Source organism: Hydrogenophaga sp. ZJX-1, assembly GCF_048590325.1.
In the GTDB taxonomy this organism is placed as follows: Bacteria; Pseudomonadota; Gammaproteobacteria; order Burkholderiales; family Burkholderiaceae_C; genus Hydrogenophaga.
This window is the reverse complement of record NZ_JBMBRA010000001.1, coordinates 670,239-687,965: the sequence shown is the minus strand read 5'-3', so window position 1 is coordinate 687,965 and position 17,727 is coordinate 670,239. Positions and strand designations below refer to the sequence as shown.

Genomic DNA, 17,727 nt, shown 5'->3' with positions numbered 1-17,727 from the left:
ACCGTTCAGATGATCTTTGAAAACCGGGCACGGTCCTGATCAACCTGCAGATTTTTATCAAACACCATGGCAATGGCACGGACCAAGTACCAACCGGTCGGCGTGACCTGAACACCGCTGTCATCCAGGGTGACCAAGCCGTGTTCGGCCAGTCCGGCCAGCACTTCGAGCTCGCGCGCGAAGTAGCTCTTGAAGTCGATCAGGTGACCCAGTTCGATCGATTCGTACTGCAGTTGCCCTTGGCACATGATGGACATGATGACGGCACGGCGCAGCAGGTCATCCCGCGTGAGCACCAGACCCCGCACGATGGGCAGCTTGCCCTGATCCAAAGCGTCGTAATAATCCTCCAGCGTCTTGGCATTCTGGCTGTAGGTGGCTCCGATGCGCCCAATGGCGGAAACCCCCAAGGCGATCAGATCGCAGTCGGGCTGCGTGCTGTAGCCCTGGAAGTTGCGGTGCAGGCGGCCCTGGCGCTTGGCCACTGCGAGTGCATCTGTGGGCAAGGCGAAATGGTCCATGCCCACATACACATACCCAGCATCGCTCATGGCATCCAGTGATGCAGACAACATCGACAACTTGTCACCGGGGCTGGGCAACTCTGCCGAAATGATGCGACGCTGCGGCTTGAAACGGGAGGGCAGGTGCGCGTAGGCGTACAACGCAATGCGGTCGGGACGCAACTGGTTCACCTGAGCGAGCGTGCGAGCGAACGACTCGGGCGTCTGCAGCGGTAGACCGTAGATCAGGTCCACGTTGACCGACTCAAAACCGATCTTGCGGGCGGTTTCCACCAGCGCGAACACCTGATCGGCAGGTTGCACGCGATGCACCGCCTTCTGAACAGCGGGGTCGAAATCCTGGACACCAAAGCTGAGGCGGTTGAAGCCCAGTCTCGCCAGCGTCTGAAGCCGCTGGTCGGTCACGGTCCGGGGGTCCACCTCGATCGAATATTCTCCACCCGGCACCAACGTGAAGTTGCGCCGGATCATCGTCATGAGATCCTCAAGCTCTGGATCGGACAAAAAGGTGGGTGTGCCACCACCCAGATGCAGCTGGGACACGCTGTGCCCCTTGCCAAAATGCTGGACCTGCAACTCCACTTCACGCGACAGGTACCGCAGGTATTCAGCCGCCCGTTCGTGGTGCTTGGTGATGACCTTGTTGCAGGCGCAGTAGTAACAGACCGACTCGCAGAACGGAATGTGAATGTAGATGCTGAGCGGCAGTGCCAGCGAGCCGGCCCTGCGCTGCTCCAGCGCTTGTATATAGTCACCCTCGGTATAGGCTTCGACAAAGCGGTCAGCCGTCGGGTACGAGGTGTACCGCGGACCGGGAACATCGAATCGCTTGAGCAATTCATCGGAAATGGCGTGACTCACAGACTGTTCTCCAATACTGAACCTTGAATGTGCACCACGCTCGCATGTCCTCCCTTGATCTTGATCAATCGTGCGCGCATTCGCAAATTTTCGCTCCGGTGAGGGGCGTGGCACACAGGCATTTCCTCGACACAAGTCCCAGCTATGCGTTAAGCTCACCACCGATTTCCGGATAATTTATGGACGCACAAAGCATCAAAGTCGCCTGTTCAAGTTGCAACCTGCGGGAATTGTGTCTTCCCATGGGTCTCAACCCCGACGAGATGGACAAGCTCGACAACGTCATCTCGGCCCGACGACGCATCAAGCGCGGATCGGCACTTTTCAATACGGGCGACAGATTCACCTCGCTGTACGCCGTGCGTTCCGGGTTCTTCAAGACCTGCGTCACCACGGCCGATGGCCGGGATCAAGTGACCGGCTTCCAGATGACTGGTGAGATCATCGGCTTGGATGGCATCGTGAGTGATCGTCATTCCTGTGATGCCATCGCACTGGAAGATGCTGAAGTCTGTGTGATGCCGTTCGATCAGGTCGAGGAACTCTCCAGGGAGTTCACCACCCTGCAGCACCATGTGCACAAGATCATGAGCCGCGAAATCGTGCGAGACCACAGCGTCATGTTGCTGCTGGGAAGCATGCGAGCGGAAGAACGCCTCGCGGCTTTCCTGCTGAACCTTGTGCAGCGCCTGCACGCCCGCGGTTTTTCCCAGTCCGAACTGATTCTTCGGATGACCCGCGAAGAAATTGGCAGCTATCTCGGCATGAAGCTGGAGACGGTGAGCCGCACATTTTCCAAGTTCGTGGAAGAAGGCATCATCGAAGTCAAACAGCGCTACGTCCACATCAAGAGCACCGAGGGTCTCCGGTTGATTGTGAACCCGCCGACCTGCCCCTGAACCCAGTTCACTCAAGACAAAAGCCCCAACGAATGACACCTCGTTGGGGCTTTCTGTTTTGAAGTGACCGCTGAGGGTGTTCAGCCGCAAGATCCGTTCTTGGCGCAATCCTGGGGCCGCTGATCCGGTGGGACCGGACACCGGTTGACCTCAAATGGCGACATGGACAGCAGGGTGGTGAGCGCGCTCGACACCATCGCCACCAGCCAGAAAGTGAAAAACGCCAAGGTATAGACCGCTGGGCGAGACAACTCCAACGGCGCGCCAAACCAGTGGAGATCGCTGGGATCGATCATGGCAAATACGATCATTTCCAGCACCGCGGCGACCAGAAAGGCTGGCCACGCTATCCACATCCATCTTTGAGCGGTCATTCCTGTTTCTCCTCGTGTGTTGTTGTGATCGATTTCAGGCATCAAAACCGGTGCAAAGGTGCCATCTCAGCCACAGGACGGCACACGTCTCGCTATTCCTTCGAGGGCGGGACGACTGGAGACGCCGCGTGGTTACGTGCTTGGTGGGCCGGTTGAAGCTTGATCAGTGCCTCGGCCCGCGCCTGTCCATCCAACAACTGGGCCGCCTTCAGGTCCCGCTCAAAGTCGGCCTTGTTCAGAACAGGGTCAGCGCCCTCCACGGCTATGACGGCCGTGATGATGGCCGCGACCACCACCACCAATGGCCCACCCACCACCAGCCACATGTGCGGAACGCGCCACCAGGGAATGGGCGGGTGTTCACTGGAAGACTTTTTGAGTGTTGCGGTGTTCATAGGTATCTCTGAGTCGGGTTGACTGCTGACAAGCGGTGCTCAACGTGGCACCAGGAAGGCTGCCTTTTCAGTGACAGATACACCATCATTCTCGGCAGCCTTGATTTCGAAATGGATGGGGTGCGACCCGGTGTCTGCAGCACCCGGGGGAAGCTGCACCCGGATGACCGCAGAGCGCACTTCCGTCGGCAAGACCTCAATCTCCGACTCCGAGGCAATGGTGATACCAGGCAACCCAGAAACGCTGATCACATATCGTTGCGTGCTCTCGGTTGCATTCATCACCTGCAAACGGAAGACATTTTCGATGCGGCCCTGTTCAACCATGCGTGCCAGCGCGCCGCGGTCCCGGATCACGTCCACCTTGAGCGGTTTACGAAGGAACAGGCTGATCATGACGGCGAGCGTGATCGCCAACAGAATGCCGGTATAAACCAGCACCCGCGGGCGCATGGCCCGACGGATCATCTGCTGGGTATTCCAGCCTTGCGCGATGCCGTTCTGGGTTGAGTACTTGACCAGTCCACGCGGATAGCCAACCTTGTCCATCACTTCGTCGCACACATCGATACAGGCACCGCAACCGATGCACTCGTACTGAAGGCCATTGCGGATATCGATACCTGTCGGACATACCTGTACGCACAACGTGCAGTCTACACAGGATCCCAGACCGAGCGCCTTGGGGTCGGCTTTCTTCGAGCGAGGACCACGCGGTTCCCCACGCTTTTCGTCGTAGGTCACGATCATCGTGTCCTTGTCGAACATCGCACTCTGGAAGCGTGCGTAAGGACACATGTACTTGCAGACCTGCTCACGCATGAAGCCGGCGTTGCCATAAGTGGCAAAACCGTAGAAGAATATCCAGAAGGTCTGCCACGGGCCCAGCGATGCAGCCAGCGAGACCGCGGCCAGCTCCCTAATCGGCGTGAAGTAACCCACAAAGGTAAAACCGGTCCACAGCGAGAACAGTATCCAGAGCGCGTGCTTCGACCACTTCTTGCCGAACTTGCCGGCTGAAAACGCCGAATCATCCAGGCGCATGCGAGCCGAGCGATCGCCCTCGACTTTTTTCTCGATCCAGAGAAATATTTCTGTGTAGACCGTCTGCGGGCAGGCATAACCACACCACAAACGTCCGGCGACAGCCGTAAACAGGAACAACGCCAAGGCGGCAATGACCAGGAGACCCGTCAGATAGATGAAGTCCTGCGGATACAACACCAGACCAAAAATGTAAAAGCGGCGCGCCTCAAGATCGAAGAGCACCGCCTGTCGAGCATTCCACTCGAGCCAGGGCAAACCGTAAAAAACGATCTGTGTGATCCAGACCGTGATCCAGCGCCACTGAGAAAACAGACCCGAGACAGATCGCGGGTATATCTTCTTTCGCGAGGCGTAGAGCGAAACCATGACCTCATCGTCTGCAGGAACCCCTTTGGGCGGCGGGTCCGGGACGATGGGAATGACGGTGGTCGGATTGGCGCTGGTGGCTGGCTTGGCGGAACTCACGAAGAACCCGAGGTTGGAAAATGGAAAAGAGTCGCAGCGGTCGACTCGACCACTGCGACTCTCTTTAAACGATCAATTGGCCGCTTTATTGGACAAGCCCCAGACATAAGAGGCCAGCACATTGATCTGTGCTTCGTTCAACAAGGCCGACTGCCCAGGCATCTGGTTGTTGAAACCATTGTTCACAGCACGCACGATGGCCTCTTCGCCCCAGCCGTGAAGCCAGATACCGTCGGTCAAGTTGGCTGCACCCACCGCAGCCATGCCCTTGCCGTCCATGCCATGGCATGCCGCACAAGCAGCGAACTTCTCTTTGCCCTGAGTGGCCCGCACGGAGTCGTGAGGGCTGCCAGACAGGCTCAGCACATAGTTCGCCACGTTGCGCACGTCTTCGGCGGTACCCACCGCAGCTGCCATCGGGGGCATGACACCGATGCGGCCCTGCGTGATGGTTGTCTTGATGGTCGCAGGATCGCCTCCGCCCAACCAGTCCTTGTCGGTCAGGTTGGGGAAGCCTTTGGCACCACGGGCATCAGAACCATGGCACTGGGCGCAGTAATTCATGAACAGACGCTCACCGATCGCCATGGCTTCGGAGTCACCGGCCATCTGCTCGGGTGTCATGCCGCTGAATTTGGCGTAAATGGGGGCAATGGCGGCCTCCACCTTGGCAACTTCAGCGGTGTGCTGACCCTGCGAACTCCAGCCCAGCGCCCCCTGGAACTTGCCGAACATGGGATACAACGCACCGTAAGCCAGCGCGAAGATGACCGTGATGATGAACAGATACACCCACCAACGGGGCAGCGGGTTGTTCATCTCCGCCAGATCACCATCCCAGACGTGACCGGTGGTGTTGTCGGTATGGGTATTCGCCTTCGTGGTGCCGCTGATCCAGAGCAGGATCAGGCATGCGAGGATGCTGACCAGCGTGAGTCCACCCACGTAGAGGTGCCAGAAATCACTTGTAAAGTCGCTCATGATGTTTCTCTTGTTGGTGCCGCGGTTTAGTCGTCAGTGAAGGGCAGTTGCGCTGCCTCCTCAAAGCCGGCCTGGTTGCGTTTGGACCAGGCCCAGACCACGATGCCCACGAAGGTCAGCAGGCTGACCACCGTGACGGCGCTGCGGAGATCGTTGATGTCCATGGCGAGGCCTCCGTGTTTATTGGTTGGTGCCAGTCGCCGCAGCGGGAGCTGGTGCAGCAGCCGGATCGACTGGCGCTGAAGGTGCAGCTGCCTCGGTCGCAGGAGCGGCATCGACGGCAGCTGGAGCGACCGCTGCAGCCGGGCGGCTGGCGCTGCGAGCGGTGCCCAGCACCTGCAAGTAGGCAATGACTGCGTCCATCTGGGTCTTGCCCTTCACCGCATCGACCGACTGTGCGATCTCCTCGTCGGTGTAGGGAGCACCCAGCGTGCGCAGCACTTCCATGCGCTTGGGCATGCTCTCCGCATTCACCGATTTTTCACCCAGGAATGCATATGCCGGCATGTTCGATTCAGGCACGACATCACGTGGATTGGTCAGGTGAGTACGGTGCCACTCATCGCTGTAACGACCACCCACGCGTTGCAGGTCAGGACCGGTCCGCTTGGAGCCCCACTGGAACGGACGATCGTAGACAAACTCGCCAGCCACCGAGTAAGGGCCATAACGCAGTGTCTCCGCCTGGAACGGACGGATCATCTGTGAGTGGCAGTTATAGCAACCTTCACTCACATAGACATCACGACCCGCCAGTTGCAGTGCACTGTAAGGCTTCAGTCCTTCGATCGGCGTGGTTGTGGACTTTTGGAAGAACAGAGGAACAATTTCGACCAGACCACCCACGGCCACCACAAGCGTGATCAACACGATCATGAGGAAGTTGTTGGTCTCGATCCGTCCGTGGCCTTCGACTTTTTCGTTGTTTGCCATGTTTGTACTCCTCAGGCGTGTGCGGGGTTGACGGCAAGGACGGGCACGTCCACAACGCGGCCCTGACGCATCGTCATGATGACGTTCCAGAGCATGACCAGCATGCCGCTGAGGTACAGCACGCCACCCAGCAGACGGATCACATAGAACGGGAAGGTGGCTTTCACCGACTCGACAAAGGTGTAGGTCAGGCTGCCATCAGGGTTGACCGAGCGCCACATCAGACCTTGCATCACACCGGCAATCCACATCGCGGCGATGTAGAGAACGATGCCGATGGTGGCCACCCAGAAGTGCAGTTCAATGGCGGGCACCGAATACATCTTCTTCTGGCCAAACAGGCGAGGGATCAGGTAATACAGCGAACCCATGGACACCAAACCGACCCAACCCAGAGCACCCGAATGCACGTGGCCAACGGTCCAGTCGGTGTAGTGCGACAGTGCGTTGACGGTCTTGATGGACATCATCGGGCCTTCGAAGGTGGACATGCCGTAGAACGACAGGGACACGATGAGGAAGCGCAGGATGGGGTCGTCACGCAGTTTGTGCCAGGCACCCGACAGGGTCATGATGCCGTTGATCATGCCGCCCCAGCTGGGAGCCAGAAGGATCAGGGAGAACACCATGCCAACCGATTGCGTCCAGTCAGGCAGTGCGGTGTAGTGCAGGTGGTGAGGACCCGCCCACATGTAGGTGAAGATCAGCGCCCAGAAGTGGACGATGGACAGGCGGTAGGAGTAAACCGGACGCTCGGCCTGCTTGGGGATGAAGTAATACATCATGCCCAGGAAGGCTGCGGTCAGGAAGAAGCCCACAGCGTTGTGGCCATACCACCATTGCACCATGGCGTCCTGCACGCCGGCATAGGCAGAGTAGGAGTGCGTGGCACTGGTCGGAATGGCCAGGTTGTTGAAGATGTGCAACAGGGCGATGGTGATGATGTAGGCACCAAAGAACCAGTTCGCTACGTAGATGTGTTTGACCTTGCGGATACCCACCGTACCGAAGAACACGATCGCATAGGACACCCAGACCACCGTGATCAACAAGTCGATCGGCCAGATCAGTTCGGCGTATTCCTTACCCTGGGTCAGCCCCAATGGCAATGAAACGACGGCCGAGACGATGACAGCATTCCAGCCCCAGAACGTCAGCCAAGCCAGCTTGTTCGAGAACAAGGCTGTGTGACAGGTCCGCTGAACCACGTAGTAGCTGGTGGCAAACAGCACCGACCCACCAAACGCAAAAATCACCGCGTTGGTGTGTAACGGACGTAGGCGACCATAGGTCAGCCATTCAATGCCCATATTGAGCTCGGGCCAAGTCAATTGGGCCGCGATGATTACACCCACCAGCATGCCCACCACGCCGTAGATCACGGACATGACGGCAAACCCGCGGACCACACTATCGTTGTAGACCGCCGGTTGGCTGGTCTTCGTTGTCACGGACATACAGAACTCCTCATAAATGTCACTTGGCGAGTGTCTACAGGCACCCGGCTAATCGCCTTGACTTAAGTCAATCACCTCGGAGAATGCGCTCGCCTTCTCGTTCGATGTTGTCAAACTGCCCCGCATGGAGCGCCCACCAGAAAATGCCGATGATGGCGAAGACCAGAACCACTGAGAGTGGGACCAGCAAATACAAAACGTCCATGGTGAATGTCTCTGGAAATTTGGGTTCGAAAACAGGCGCGATCTTACGCTGGCCACTCCATACCTAGCCGGGTATCTGAGCGCCGGGCAGGAATATGGATCGTCAGCCGCAACGCGTTGCCGATGACCAACAAGGAACTGCCCGCCATACCCAAACCGGCCAGCCATGGCGGCATCCAGCCGATCAGGGCCATAGGGATGCTGACCGCGTTGTAGAGCGCGGCCCATATCAGGTTCTGGCGCACGATGCGCATCGTGGACCTGGCCAGCTTCAGCGTCAAGACCACGTCCATGACCTCGCCGCCCTGGATCACATAGTCCGACTGGGCCTGAGCCAGGGGGGCTGCGTGCCCAAGAGCGAACGAGGTGTCGGCACGCGCCAGCACCGGCCCGTCGTTCAGGCCATCGCCGACCATGGCCAGGCGACGGCCCTGGGACTGCAGGTTCACCACCTCGGCCAGCTTTTGTTCCGGCGTGGCGCCCGCAATGACATGGTCCACTCCCACCGCCAGCCCGACCTGGCGCGCGGCAGCCTCGCGGTCACCAGACAGCAGCCAGGTCTGTATGCCCAGCTCGCGCAAAGCGGATACGGCCGCCTGGGCGTCTCCGCGCAGACCTTCCTGCAACTCGAATGTCGCCAGCCAGCCCAGGCCGTCGGCCAGATGGGCTTGAGGCGCCCCTTCCGCTTCATCGGAAGACCCAAGGCTCACGCCACAAAATGCCGCCGACCCCAGGCGCAGTTGCCCACCATCCGCCAAGATCGCCTGCATGCCTTGACCGGCCACCTCTTGAATGTCCGTGAAGCGGATGGGAACATGATCCGCACCGGCCGCATCGGACTGCGCCTGCACCAGCGCTCGTGATACGGGGTGCAGTGAACCCTGCGCCAGCGAAGCCGCCAGCAACAGTGTGTGGGCCGCATCGACGCCTTCACGGGTGCGCACCGCTTGAAGCTTCAGTTGATCGTGGGTGAGTGTTCCGGTCTTGTCAAAGATCACGGCGTTGATCCCGGCCAGGGACTCAAAGGCCTGCAGGCGGCGAACCAGAATGCCCCGGCGGGCCAGCGCGCCGGCCGACGTGAGCATGGCGGCCGGTGTCGCCAGTGAGAGCGCACACGGACAAGTGACGATCAACACCGCCACCGCCACCGCCAGCGCTTTGCTGTGATCGATCTGCCACCAGTACCAGCCAGCGAAGGCCGCCGCCAGGAGCACCAGCACGAGAAACGGCGCGGCAATGCGATCCGCCAGAACGGCCAGCCGCGGCTTTTCGGTGGACGCTTTTTCCATCAGAGCAACGATCTGTGCAAAGCGGGTGTCGCGCCCCAGACGCTGAACGGACACCTGCACAGGGCCGCCCAGGTTGAAGCTGCCCGCCACCACAGCCTGGCCGCACGTGCGCACGACCGGACGTGACTCGCCCGTCAGCAGGGCTTCGTCGACCGTCGCGGACTCGCTGCGGACCTCGCCATCACCCGGGAACGCCTGCCCCGCCTGAACACGCACCTCGTCGCCCACCAAGAGTCGCCGAACCGAAACCGACTCAAAGCTGCCATCGGGTTTCATCCGCTCGCACACCTCGGGCAGGCGGTTCATCAGGCTGTCGAGCGCTCCGGCTGTGCGGTCGCGCGCCTTGAGCTCCAGATAGCGACCGCCCAGCAGGAAGAACACGAACATGGTCAGCGAGTCGAACCAGACCTCATGCCCCCAGGGACCGGTTGGATCGAACGTGGCGGCCGAGCTCGCGATGAAGGTCACCAGAATGCCGATGGACACGGGGGTGTCCATGCCCACCCGGCCGCGCATGAGGTCGCGCCAGGCACTGCTGAAAAACGGGCCACTGGCAAAAAACACCACCGGCAGGCTCAATACCCAACTGGCCCAACGCAGCAACTGGTCGATGTCAGGAGGGATCTCACCGGGCGTGGCCACGTAGGCGGGCCACGCGTACATCATGACCTGCATGGCGCAGAAACCGGCCACGAACAAACGCCACAGCGCGCGGCGGGTTTCGCGCAGGCGTTCGCTGATGGACAGCGCTTGTTGCATCGGCAGCAACCGGTAGCCGGTCTCACCAACCGCTTGCGCGAGGCTGGACATGCGGGTCTGGGTCGGGTCCCAGCGCAGGGTCAGGCGCCTTGTGGCGGCATGCACCTGGGCAAACTGCACACCGGGCAGATCTTGCAATGCGCATTCAACCGTGTCGGCACACGCCGCGCAATACATGCCTTGCACCATCAGTACCGACTCTGCCACCTGGTGGCCATCGACATCGGAAAATTCGGTGAAATCCTGCTGTTCGATCGGATCGTCCAGAACAGCGAAGTTGTCGATAACGGTGAGCGGACCCCGGTGCGCGCCAAACAGACTGGGCGCAGCCACGCCCTCACCCGTTTGCTCGACGCGACCAGAGGCCGCGGGATCGCTGGGCAAGGAACGCCCAAGCGATAGCCCCACCGGGGGCGCGGTGACGGCCTCGTTCATGCGCTGAGGGTAATTCAACAGGAGCTCCAGGCGCTTGATTTAAGTCAACCGCTTCGGGGCGGTCTTTGTTAGCCTATTGTCTTTCCAACAACAATTTCACTGGAGAACAGCATGTACAAGCGCATCCTCGTGGCGACCGACGGTTCCAAACTGTCGCAAATGGCCGTCGAACACGCCATCAATCTGGCCGATATCACCGGTGCCGAAGTGGTGGCACTCAAGGTGGTGCCGCGCTATCCGCAGACCTATTTTGAAGGAGGCGTGGCGCTTGCCGCTGCGGAAGTGGCCCGCATCGAAAAGCAGTGGCAGGACGAAGCCATGGAAGCGGTCAATGCCGTGAAGTCAGCGGGACAGCTGCGCGAAGTGAAGGTCAAGCCGATCACCGTGAAATCCGACCTGATTGCCGAAGCCATCATCGCGGCAGCCAAGCGCAACAAATGTGACCTGATCGTGATGGCATCGCATGGTCGTCGAGGCCTCAAACGCTTGCTGCTGGGCAGCGAAACCCAGCAAGTGCTGACGCATTCGCACACACCTGTCCTGGTGTTGAGATAACCACCCCCGCGTCGCCTTCGGCGTCCCCGCCCCCAGAGGACAACGCGAGCGGCCCGGCGAAGCCGGTTCCGCCACATTCCGCCTTGGTGACACGCACTCCGGAAAAGCTTCCGCAGCGCGTTTCATTTCTCAGGCGAATTCGCTCTTGTATTGTTCGCGCAGCAGGTTCTTCTGCACCTTGCCCATGGTGTTGCGGGGCAGTTCGTCCACCACGAAGCAGCGTTTGGGGATCTTGAAGTTCGCCAGCCTGGTTTTCAGGTCGGCGATCACCCGCTCGGGCTGCACCGTGGCGCCGGGCCTGGCGATGATGACAGCCACGCCCGCCTCGCCAAAGTCCGGGTGCGGCACGCCGATCACGGCGCTCTCGGCCACGCCGGGCATTTCGTTGATCGAGCCCTCGATTTCGGCCGGGTACACGTTGTAGCCGCCCGAGATGATCAGGTCCTTGCTGCGGCCGACGATGGTCACGTAGCCGTCAGCATCCACCTTGCCCACATCGCCGGTCTTGAAAAAGCCGTCGGCCGTGAACTCCTCGGCCGTTTTCTCGGGCATGCGCCAGTAGCCCTTGAACACGTTGGGGCCGCGCACCTGAATGCCGCCGATCTCCCCCGGCGACACGGACTTGCCGTCGTCTTCCACCACGCGCAGGGTCACACCCGGCAGCGGGAAGCCCACAGTGCCGCCGCGCCGCTCCGTCGCACCGCCGTAACGCGCATCCGGACCGCAGGGGTTGGACGTGAGCATCACCGTCTCACTCATGCCGTAGCGCTCCAGGATGGTGTGCCCGGTGCGGCGCTGCCAGTCGGTGAAGGTTTCGATCAGCAACGGTGCCGAGCCGGCGATGAACAGACGCATGTGAGCGGTCTGAGCCAACGTGAGCGTCGGTTCGGCCAGCATGCGCACATACAGCGTGGGTACGCCCATGAAGACCGTGGCCTCCGGGAACTTAGCGATCACCCGCCTGGGATCGAACCTGGACAGCCAGATCATCTTGCTGCCGTTGATCAGCGCGCCGTGGATGGCCACGAACAGGCCGTGCACGTGGAAGATGGGCAGTGCATGGATCAGCACATCGTCGGGCTGCCATTGCCAGTAGTCGCGCAGCATCACAGCGTTGCTGCGCATGTTGCCGTGGGTGAGCATTGCGCCCTTGCTGCGCCCGGTGGTGCCGCTGGTGTAGAGGATGGCAGCGACGTCATCGTCCTGCCGCACCGCTGGCGTGTGGTGGTCGCTCTGGTGGGCGGCGCGCTCCAGCAGGCTGCCACTGCGGTCATCGCCAAGGGTGAACACGTATTTCGTGCCCGCGGTGAAGGCGATCTTGCTGACCCAGCCGTGGTTCTGCGGGCTGCAGACCACCACGGCCGGTTCGGCGTTGCCAATGAAGTATTCGATCTCTGCACTCTGGTAGGCGGTGTTGAGCGGCAGGAACACATGGCCGGCGCGCAAGGTGGCCAGGTAGAGCACCATGGCTTCGACCGACTTTTCCACCTGTACCGCGATGCGCGAGGCGGCGGGCAGCTCCAGCGAATCGAGCAGGTTGGCCACCATGGCGGTGGCGCGGTCGAGGTCGCGCCAGGAATACGTCAGGCCGTCGTCGGTCTCCACGGCGTTGCGGTCGAGATCGGCGGGAAACGCGTCGCGCAGCGCGACGAACAGGTTCTGGTTGCTCATGGATGGATCGGGTAAAAACATTCAGAAGTTGGGTGGGCGTTTGGCCAGGAAGGCCGCGATGCCTTCGCGGTGCTCGGGGCTGTCGGCGTAGTCGTAGGCGGTGGGCAGCAGCGCTTCGGCCCCCTGCCCGCCCGCGAGCGCACGCAGGGCCTGCTTGTTCAGTCGGGCTGCCTGCGGAGCCAGGCGCGTCATGCGCTCGGCGCACTGCAAAGCTTTGACTGGCACCTCGGCGTCGTGCAGCACGGTCTGCAGGAAGCCGCGCGCGAGCATCGTGGGCGCGTCGAGCACCGCGGCCTCCAGCAGCATCTGGCGCGCCGTGGCCAGCCCGACTTCGCGCGCGACCAGCTCGGCCTCGCGTGGTGCCATGGGAAAGCCCAGCTTGGCAATCGGCGCGCCAAAGCGGGCACCCTGCCCCGCCACACGGATGTCGCAGCAGCTGGCGATCTCCACGCCGGCGCCCATGCAGTTGCCCTCGATCTGCACAACGATGGGCAGGTCGCAGGCCAGCATGGCCGAGAGGCCGCCCCAGACATCGTTTTCGTGGAAGTCGCGCAAACCCTCGGGATGGAAACGGAAGTCGGTGTACTCGGCGATGTCACCGCCTGCACAGAAATGTCCGCCCTCGCCCCCCACCAGCACGGCTCGCACGTCGGCGCGTTGCTGCACCTCGGTGAACACCTGCCGCAATTCGCGCCACATCGCACGCGACATGGCGTTGAACTTGGCCGGATTCGACAGCGTCACCCGTGCGACGGCGCCATCGATCTTCAGACGGACATGACCTGACATGCGATCCTTTGCTGGATGGGTCTCAGTCGAGCTTGGCACCCGAGGCCTGGACCACCTGGGCCCATTTGCGGATTTCACCCTTGACGAAGCCATCGAACTGAGCACCGGTCAGGTTGGGGAACTCGGCGCCCTGGGATGTCCAGACGGCCTTGGCCTCGTCGGCCTGTGCGGCCTTGCGGATTTCTTCAATGGCACGGGCTTGTGCTTCGGCAGGTGTGCCTTTGGGCGCCCAGATGCCGTACCAGGTGGTCACGTTGTAATCCGGCAAACCCACCTCGGCCGCGCTGGGCACATCCGGGAACGCCGGGTTGCGTTTGTTGCCCGAAACCATGAGCGCCTTGATCCGGCCACCCTTGATGTGACCGGCCGAAGAACCCAGGCCGTCGAACATCATGTCGACGTTGCCGGCGATCAGGTCGTTGAGCGCGGGGCCAGCACCTCGGTAGGGGATGTGGGTGATGAAGGTCTTGCTCTGCTGCTTGAAGAGCTCGCCCGCCAGATGGTGCGAGGTGCCGGCGCCGGCCGATCCGTAGTTGAGCTTGCCTGGCCTGGACTTGACCTGTGCAAGGAAAGCCTTGAAATCCATGCCGCCGTATTGTTTGGTGTTCACCACCAGCACCTGCGGCACGCTGGCCACCAGGATCAGGGGCACCAGGTCTTTTTCGATGTCGTAATCCAGCTTGGGGTACATGCTGGGCGCGATGGTGTGGTGCACCGCGCCCATGAACAGCGTGTAGCCATCGGATGCGGCGCGCGCGGCAATACCGGCGCCCAGCGTGCCACCGGCACCGCCGCGGTTGTCGATCACCAGCGCCTTGCCGGCGAGGCGTGTGAACTGGGCACCCAGCGGGCGGGCAAACGCGTCGGTGCCGCCACCGGCCGGGAACGGCACGATCAAGGTCACCGGTTTGTTGGGCCAGGCGCCCTGCGCATGGCCCGCGCTGCCATAGACCGCCAGGCCGGCTGCTGCCGCCCGAAGCACATCCCGCCGATTGAATCCGTTTGTCTGCATGGGTTTGTCTCCGTTGTGGTTGTGGAAAAGTCTGCGTCAGGGAAGCAGTTCCTTGATCGCAGGCGCGACCGGAATCTTGCTTTGCGCGAGGGCGGCCCGATTTTTGTCGAGCTTCTTGGGATCGTAGAGGTAGTTGACCATCAGTCCGTAGGACTGCTTGAAGCCCTTGACCGACGGATCGGCCGCCCAGTTCAGGCGCTCGACCCGGGCACCGTTGCCCAGATGAAAACGGGCCACCGGGTCCAACGGCTTGCCGTCCTTGAGCTCCTGGGCCAGGTAGCGCGCGGCCCATTGCTTGAGGGCCACACGCGGCGCCGATTTTTCGGCCAGTTCGGGGGCCGCTTCCCAAGCCTGCAGCAATTCTGCGGGTGCGTTTTTGGCCAGCCAGCCACGCAGACCGGGAATCGGCGAGAGCGTCGCAAAGGTCTTGAGGCGAGGAAACTCTTCGTGCAGGCTTTCCACCACGCGCTTGATCAACGAGTCGCCAAAGCTCACGCCACGCAACCCGGCCTGGGTGTTGCTGATCGAGTAGAAGATGGCGGTGGTGGCTCGACCCAGATCGGCTGGTGCTGCGGATTCGTCCAGCAACGGCGTGATGCTGGCGGCGATCTCATTGATCAGCGCCACCTCGACAAAAATCAACGGCTCACCCGGCAGGCGCGGGTGAAAAAAGCCGTAGCAGCGACGATCGCTGTCGAGCCGGTTTTTCACATCGTCCCAGCTGCGGATATCGTGAACCGCCTCGTATTTGATGAGCTTTTCCACCAGCGAGGCGGGCGAGTCCCAGCTGATGCGGCGCAGTTCGAGGAAGCCCACATCGAACCAGGTGGAGAACATGTACTCCATCTCCACGTCCAGCGCGAGCAGGCGCTTGTCAGCTTTCAGGTGTGGCTGCATCTCGGCGCGCAGGTTCACCAGAAAGGGAATGCCGTCCGGGTGGGCGCTGAAGCGCTGCAGCAGACGCCGGCGCGGCGACACGGTCGCGCGCCGGTACAACACCTCGGCGGCGGCTTCGTCGGGCGTGCCCACCGCGGCCGCGTACTCCACCTGTGCCGCCTTCACCTGCTCGGGGTCGGCCACGAAACGTTCACTCATGAGCAGCCACAGGTCACGCCGGTGGGCTGCCGAGGCACTCGTGTACCACTCGATCAAGGCCCCCGCGCGCCGCCCACCTTCGACCTCGCTCACCAGCGGATCGACAATGGCCTTGAGTTCGTCAAGCTTGTGGCGCAGGGCGCGCGGCGACATGGCCTCTTCGCCCTGGCGCAGCCGGGCCTTGAGACGGTCCTGCGTGGACCGTGCAGCCCTTGGCGGCGGTTTGCGCAGACGCGCGACGTGTTCGGACAGCCATTCGCGGGTGTTCATGCCGTGATCCTCGACTTCTGGTTGCGGGCGAGTTCGCGCAGCGCCACGCGCTGGCGGGTCAGGTGGGTGCGCATGGCGGCTTCGGCGCCCTCGGCGTCGTGCGCCCTCAGCGCGGCATACACCGCCATGTGTTCAGACAGGCTTTGCTCCAGGCGTCCCGGCGCGTGCAGCTGCTGCAGGCGCGCGAGCTTGACGATCTTGCGCAGGTCGCCGATCACCTGCGCCAGCCAGCGGTTGTTGGCCAGCAGGATGATGGCTTCGTGGATCGCAAAATTGGTCTCGTAGTATTCGGTGATCCGCTTGCCCTTGGCGTTGCGTTGCAGTCGGTCGTGCAACTGCTCCAGCGCCGCCAGGTCGGCGTCGGTTGCATTGCGCGCGGCTTCGAAAGCGCAGCGCCCTTCCAGCAGCGCGATGACTGGAAAGATTTCGTCCAGGTCCTTCTCTGTGATCTGGCTCACAAAGCAGCCGCGGCGCGGTTCATGGCGCAACAGGCCCTCGGCCGTCAGCACCTTGAGCGCTTCTCGCAACGGTGTGCGTGAGATCGACAGCTCGGCGCACATCGCTGGTTCGTCAATGAAACTGCCGGGCGCCAGTGCGCCCGCAAAGATGCGGTCGCGCAGCTTTGCGGCCACTTCATCATGCAGAGAGTTGAGCACCAGTCGCATCTGTGATTACCTGTAATTACATATAATACTAACCACATCGCATGCATCAGACGTCGGGAGTTACCCGTACCCCGATGGGGACGAAGTGGCAGAGTTGCTGCGGAACAGGTCCGCGATGGCGCCTGTCAAGGCCGGCGGCTCAGGTGCGACGACCGCACCACCACCAGAGCCCCAACCCACCCAAGATCATGGGCACACAGAGCCACTGGCCCATGCTCATGCCCAGCGTGAGCAGACCCAGGTGGGCATCGGGTTCACGGAAGAACTCGGCGATGAACCGGAACACACCGTAGCCGAACAGGAAGACCGCGCTCACCCGCCCGGTGGCCCGCGGCTTGCGTGCGTAGAGCCACAACAGCACAAAGAGCAACACACCTTCCATGAGGAACTGGTAGACCTGCGATGGGTGGCGCGGCAGATCGCCCGCGCCACGGAACACCATGCCCCAGGGCAGTGAGGGATCGGCCACACGGCCCCACAACTCGCCATTGATGAAGTTGCCCACGCGACCCGCCGCCAGCCCGGTGGGCACGCAGGGCGCCACAAAGTCCATCACCTGCAGCCAGGGCCGCTGGCGGCTGCGCGCGTACCAGACCATGGCCAACAGCACCCCCAGCATGCCGCCGTGAAAGCTCATGCCACCCTGCCAGACCGCAAACACCTCCAGCGGGTGGCTCAGGTAATAGGCCGGCTTGTAGAACAGGCAGTAGCCGATGCGGCCACCCACCACCACGCCCATGACACCGAGAAAGAGGATGTCTTCGACATCGCGTGAGGTCCATGGCTGGGGCTGGCGGATGGAAGCAAACGGCTCGTGCTTCAGGCGCGCTCGACCGAGCAGCACAAAGAGCGCAAACGCCGCGAGGTAGGTCAGGCCGTACCAGTGAATGGCCAGGGGGCCGAGTTGCAGCGCGACGGGATCGATCTGGGGATGAATCAGCATGGCAGAGATTGTGCACGCTGACCGTGCAGCCTGAAGGTGACCGGGCTGTCCACGCGCCAAAAAACCAAACAGCCTCCGGAGAGGCTGTTGTGGTTTCAGCGCAG

General features: G+C 61.6%; 18 protein-coding genes. 2 read left to right on the top strand and 16 right to left on the bottom strand.

What is annotated here, in order from left to right; genetic code table 11:
* Positions 1-5: 5 nt before the first annotated feature.
* Positions 6-1,385 (bottom strand): oxygen-independent coproporphyrinogen III oxidase, encoded by a 1,380-nt coding sequence (hemN, locus tag ACN5W5_RS03385; RefSeq protein WP_420047431.1) that lies wholly within the window; start codon positions 1,383-1,385, stop codon positions 6-8.
* A 179-nt stretch (positions 1,386-1,564) separates the two neighbouring features.
* Here hemN and fnr point away from each other — a divergent pair, with 179 nt between their 5' ends.
* Positions 1,565-2,284: a fumarate/nitrate reduction transcriptional regulator Fnr gene (fnr, locus tag ACN5W5_RS03380; protein WP_420047169.1), complete on the top strand. Its 720-nt coding sequence runs from the start codon at positions 1,565-1,567 to the stop codon at positions 2,282-2,284.
* 80 nt (positions 2,285-2,364) lie between these two features.
* On the opposite strand, the gene ACN5W5_RS03375 is transcribed toward fnr, so the two are convergent.
* The 9 genes from ACN5W5_RS03375 to ACN5W5_RS03335 form a co-directional block, all read right to left on the bottom strand.
* Entirely contained in the window at positions 2,365-2,658 is a 294-nt protein-coding gene (locus tag ACN5W5_RS03375) for a hypothetical protein (RefSeq protein WP_420047430.1), read from the bottom strand.
* Positions 2,659-2,750: 92 nt separating this feature from the next.
* On the bottom strand, positions 2,751-3,053 hold the full coding sequence (locus ACN5W5_RS03370) for a nitrogen fixation protein FixH (RefSeq protein ID WP_420047168.1): 303 nt from the start codon (positions 3,051-3,053) through the stop codon (positions 2,751-2,753).
* 39 nt (positions 3,054-3,092) lie between these two features.
* Positions 3,093-4,565 carry a cytochrome c oxidase accessory protein CcoG gene (gene ccoG, locus ACN5W5_RS03365; RefSeq protein ID WP_420047167.1) on the bottom strand — a complete coding sequence of 491 codons (1,473 nt, stop codon included), beginning with the start codon at positions 4,563-4,565 and terminating at the stop codon, positions 3,093-3,095.
* Positions 4,566-4,637: 72 nt separating this feature from the next.
* A complete protein-coding gene (gene ccoP, locus ACN5W5_RS03360) occupies positions 4,638-5,546 on the bottom strand; it encodes a cytochrome-c oxidase, cbb3-type subunit III (RefSeq protein ID WP_420047166.1) in 909 nt (302 codons plus the stop codon).
* A 26-nt stretch (positions 5,547-5,572) separates the two neighbouring features.
* Positions 5,573-5,710: a cbb3-type cytochrome oxidase subunit 3 gene (locus tag ACN5W5_RS03355; RefSeq protein ID WP_420047165.1), complete on the bottom strand. Its 138-nt coding sequence runs from the start codon at positions 5,708-5,710 to the stop codon at positions 5,573-5,575.
* Between the two features lie 16 nt (positions 5,711-5,726).
* Positions 5,727-6,479 carry a cytochrome-c oxidase, cbb3-type subunit II gene (gene ccoO, locus ACN5W5_RS03350; RefSeq protein WP_420047164.1) on the bottom strand — a complete coding sequence of 251 codons (753 nt, stop codon included), beginning with the start codon at positions 6,477-6,479 and terminating at the stop codon, positions 5,727-5,729.
* Positions 6,480-6,490: 11 nt separating this feature from the next.
* A complete protein-coding gene (gene ccoN / locus ACN5W5_RS03345; RefSeq protein WP_420047163.1) occupies positions 6,491-7,936 on the bottom strand; it encodes a cytochrome-c oxidase, cbb3-type subunit I in 1,446 nt (481 codons plus the stop codon).
* Positions 7,937-8,003: 67 nt separating this feature from the next.
* Complete coding sequence (gene ccoS / locus ACN5W5_RS03340) at positions 8,004-8,141, bottom strand: cbb3-type cytochrome oxidase assembly protein CcoS (RefSeq protein ID WP_177135122.1); 138 nt, start codon at positions 8,139-8,141, stop codon at positions 8,004-8,006.
* A gap of 43 nt (positions 8,142-8,184) precedes the next feature.
* Complete coding sequence (locus tag ACN5W5_RS03335) at positions 8,185-10,641, bottom strand: heavy metal translocating P-type ATPase (protein WP_420047162.1); 2,457 nt, start codon at positions 10,639-10,641, stop codon at positions 8,185-8,187.
* 93 nt (positions 10,642-10,734) lie between these two features.
* On the opposite strand from ACN5W5_RS03335, the gene ACN5W5_RS03330 reads away from it, so the two are divergent.
* Positions 10,735-11,178 carry a universal stress protein gene (locus tag ACN5W5_RS03330; protein WP_177135124.1) on the top strand — a complete coding sequence of 148 codons (444 nt, stop codon included), beginning with the start codon at positions 10,735-10,737 and terminating at the stop codon, positions 11,176-11,178.
* A 129-nt stretch (positions 11,179-11,307) separates the two neighbouring features.
* On the opposite strand, the gene ACN5W5_RS03325 is transcribed toward ACN5W5_RS03330, so the two are convergent.
* The 6 genes from ACN5W5_RS03325 to lgt form a co-directional block, all read right to left on the bottom strand.
* Positions 11,308-12,849, bottom strand: a complete 1,542-nt coding sequence (locus ACN5W5_RS03325; RefSeq protein ID WP_420047161.1) for a malonate--CoA ligase — start codon at positions 12,847-12,849, stop codon at positions 11,308-11,310.
* 21 nt (positions 12,850-12,870) lie between these two features.
* Positions 12,871-13,638 (bottom strand): enoyl-CoA hydratase/isomerase family protein, encoded by a 768-nt coding sequence (locus ACN5W5_RS03320; protein WP_420047160.1) that lies wholly within the window; start codon positions 13,636-13,638, stop codon positions 12,871-12,873.
* Positions 13,639-13,660: 22 nt separating this feature from the next.
* Positions 13,661-14,650, bottom strand: a complete 990-nt coding sequence (locus ACN5W5_RS03315) for a Bug family tripartite tricarboxylate transporter substrate binding protein (protein ID WP_420047159.1) — start codon at positions 14,648-14,650, stop codon at positions 13,661-13,663.
* Between the two features lie 36 nt (positions 14,651-14,686).
* A complete protein-coding gene (locus ACN5W5_RS03310; RefSeq protein ID WP_420047158.1) occupies positions 14,687-16,015 on the bottom strand; it encodes a malonyl-CoA decarboxylase domain-containing protein in 1,329 nt (442 codons plus the stop codon).
* Complete coding sequence (locus tag ACN5W5_RS03305) at positions 16,012-16,680, bottom strand: GntR family transcriptional regulator (protein ID WP_420047157.1); 669 nt, start codon at positions 16,678-16,680, stop codon at positions 16,012-16,014. The genes ACN5W5_RS03310 and ACN5W5_RS03305 overlap by 4 nt, the downstream gene beginning before the upstream one ends.
* A 139-nt stretch (positions 16,681-16,819) precedes the next feature.
* Complete coding sequence (gene lgt, locus ACN5W5_RS03300) at positions 16,820-17,623, bottom strand: prolipoprotein diacylglyceryl transferase (protein WP_420047156.1); 804 nt, start codon at positions 17,621-17,623, stop codon at positions 16,820-16,822.
* Positions 17,624-17,727: the final 104 nt, after the last annotated feature.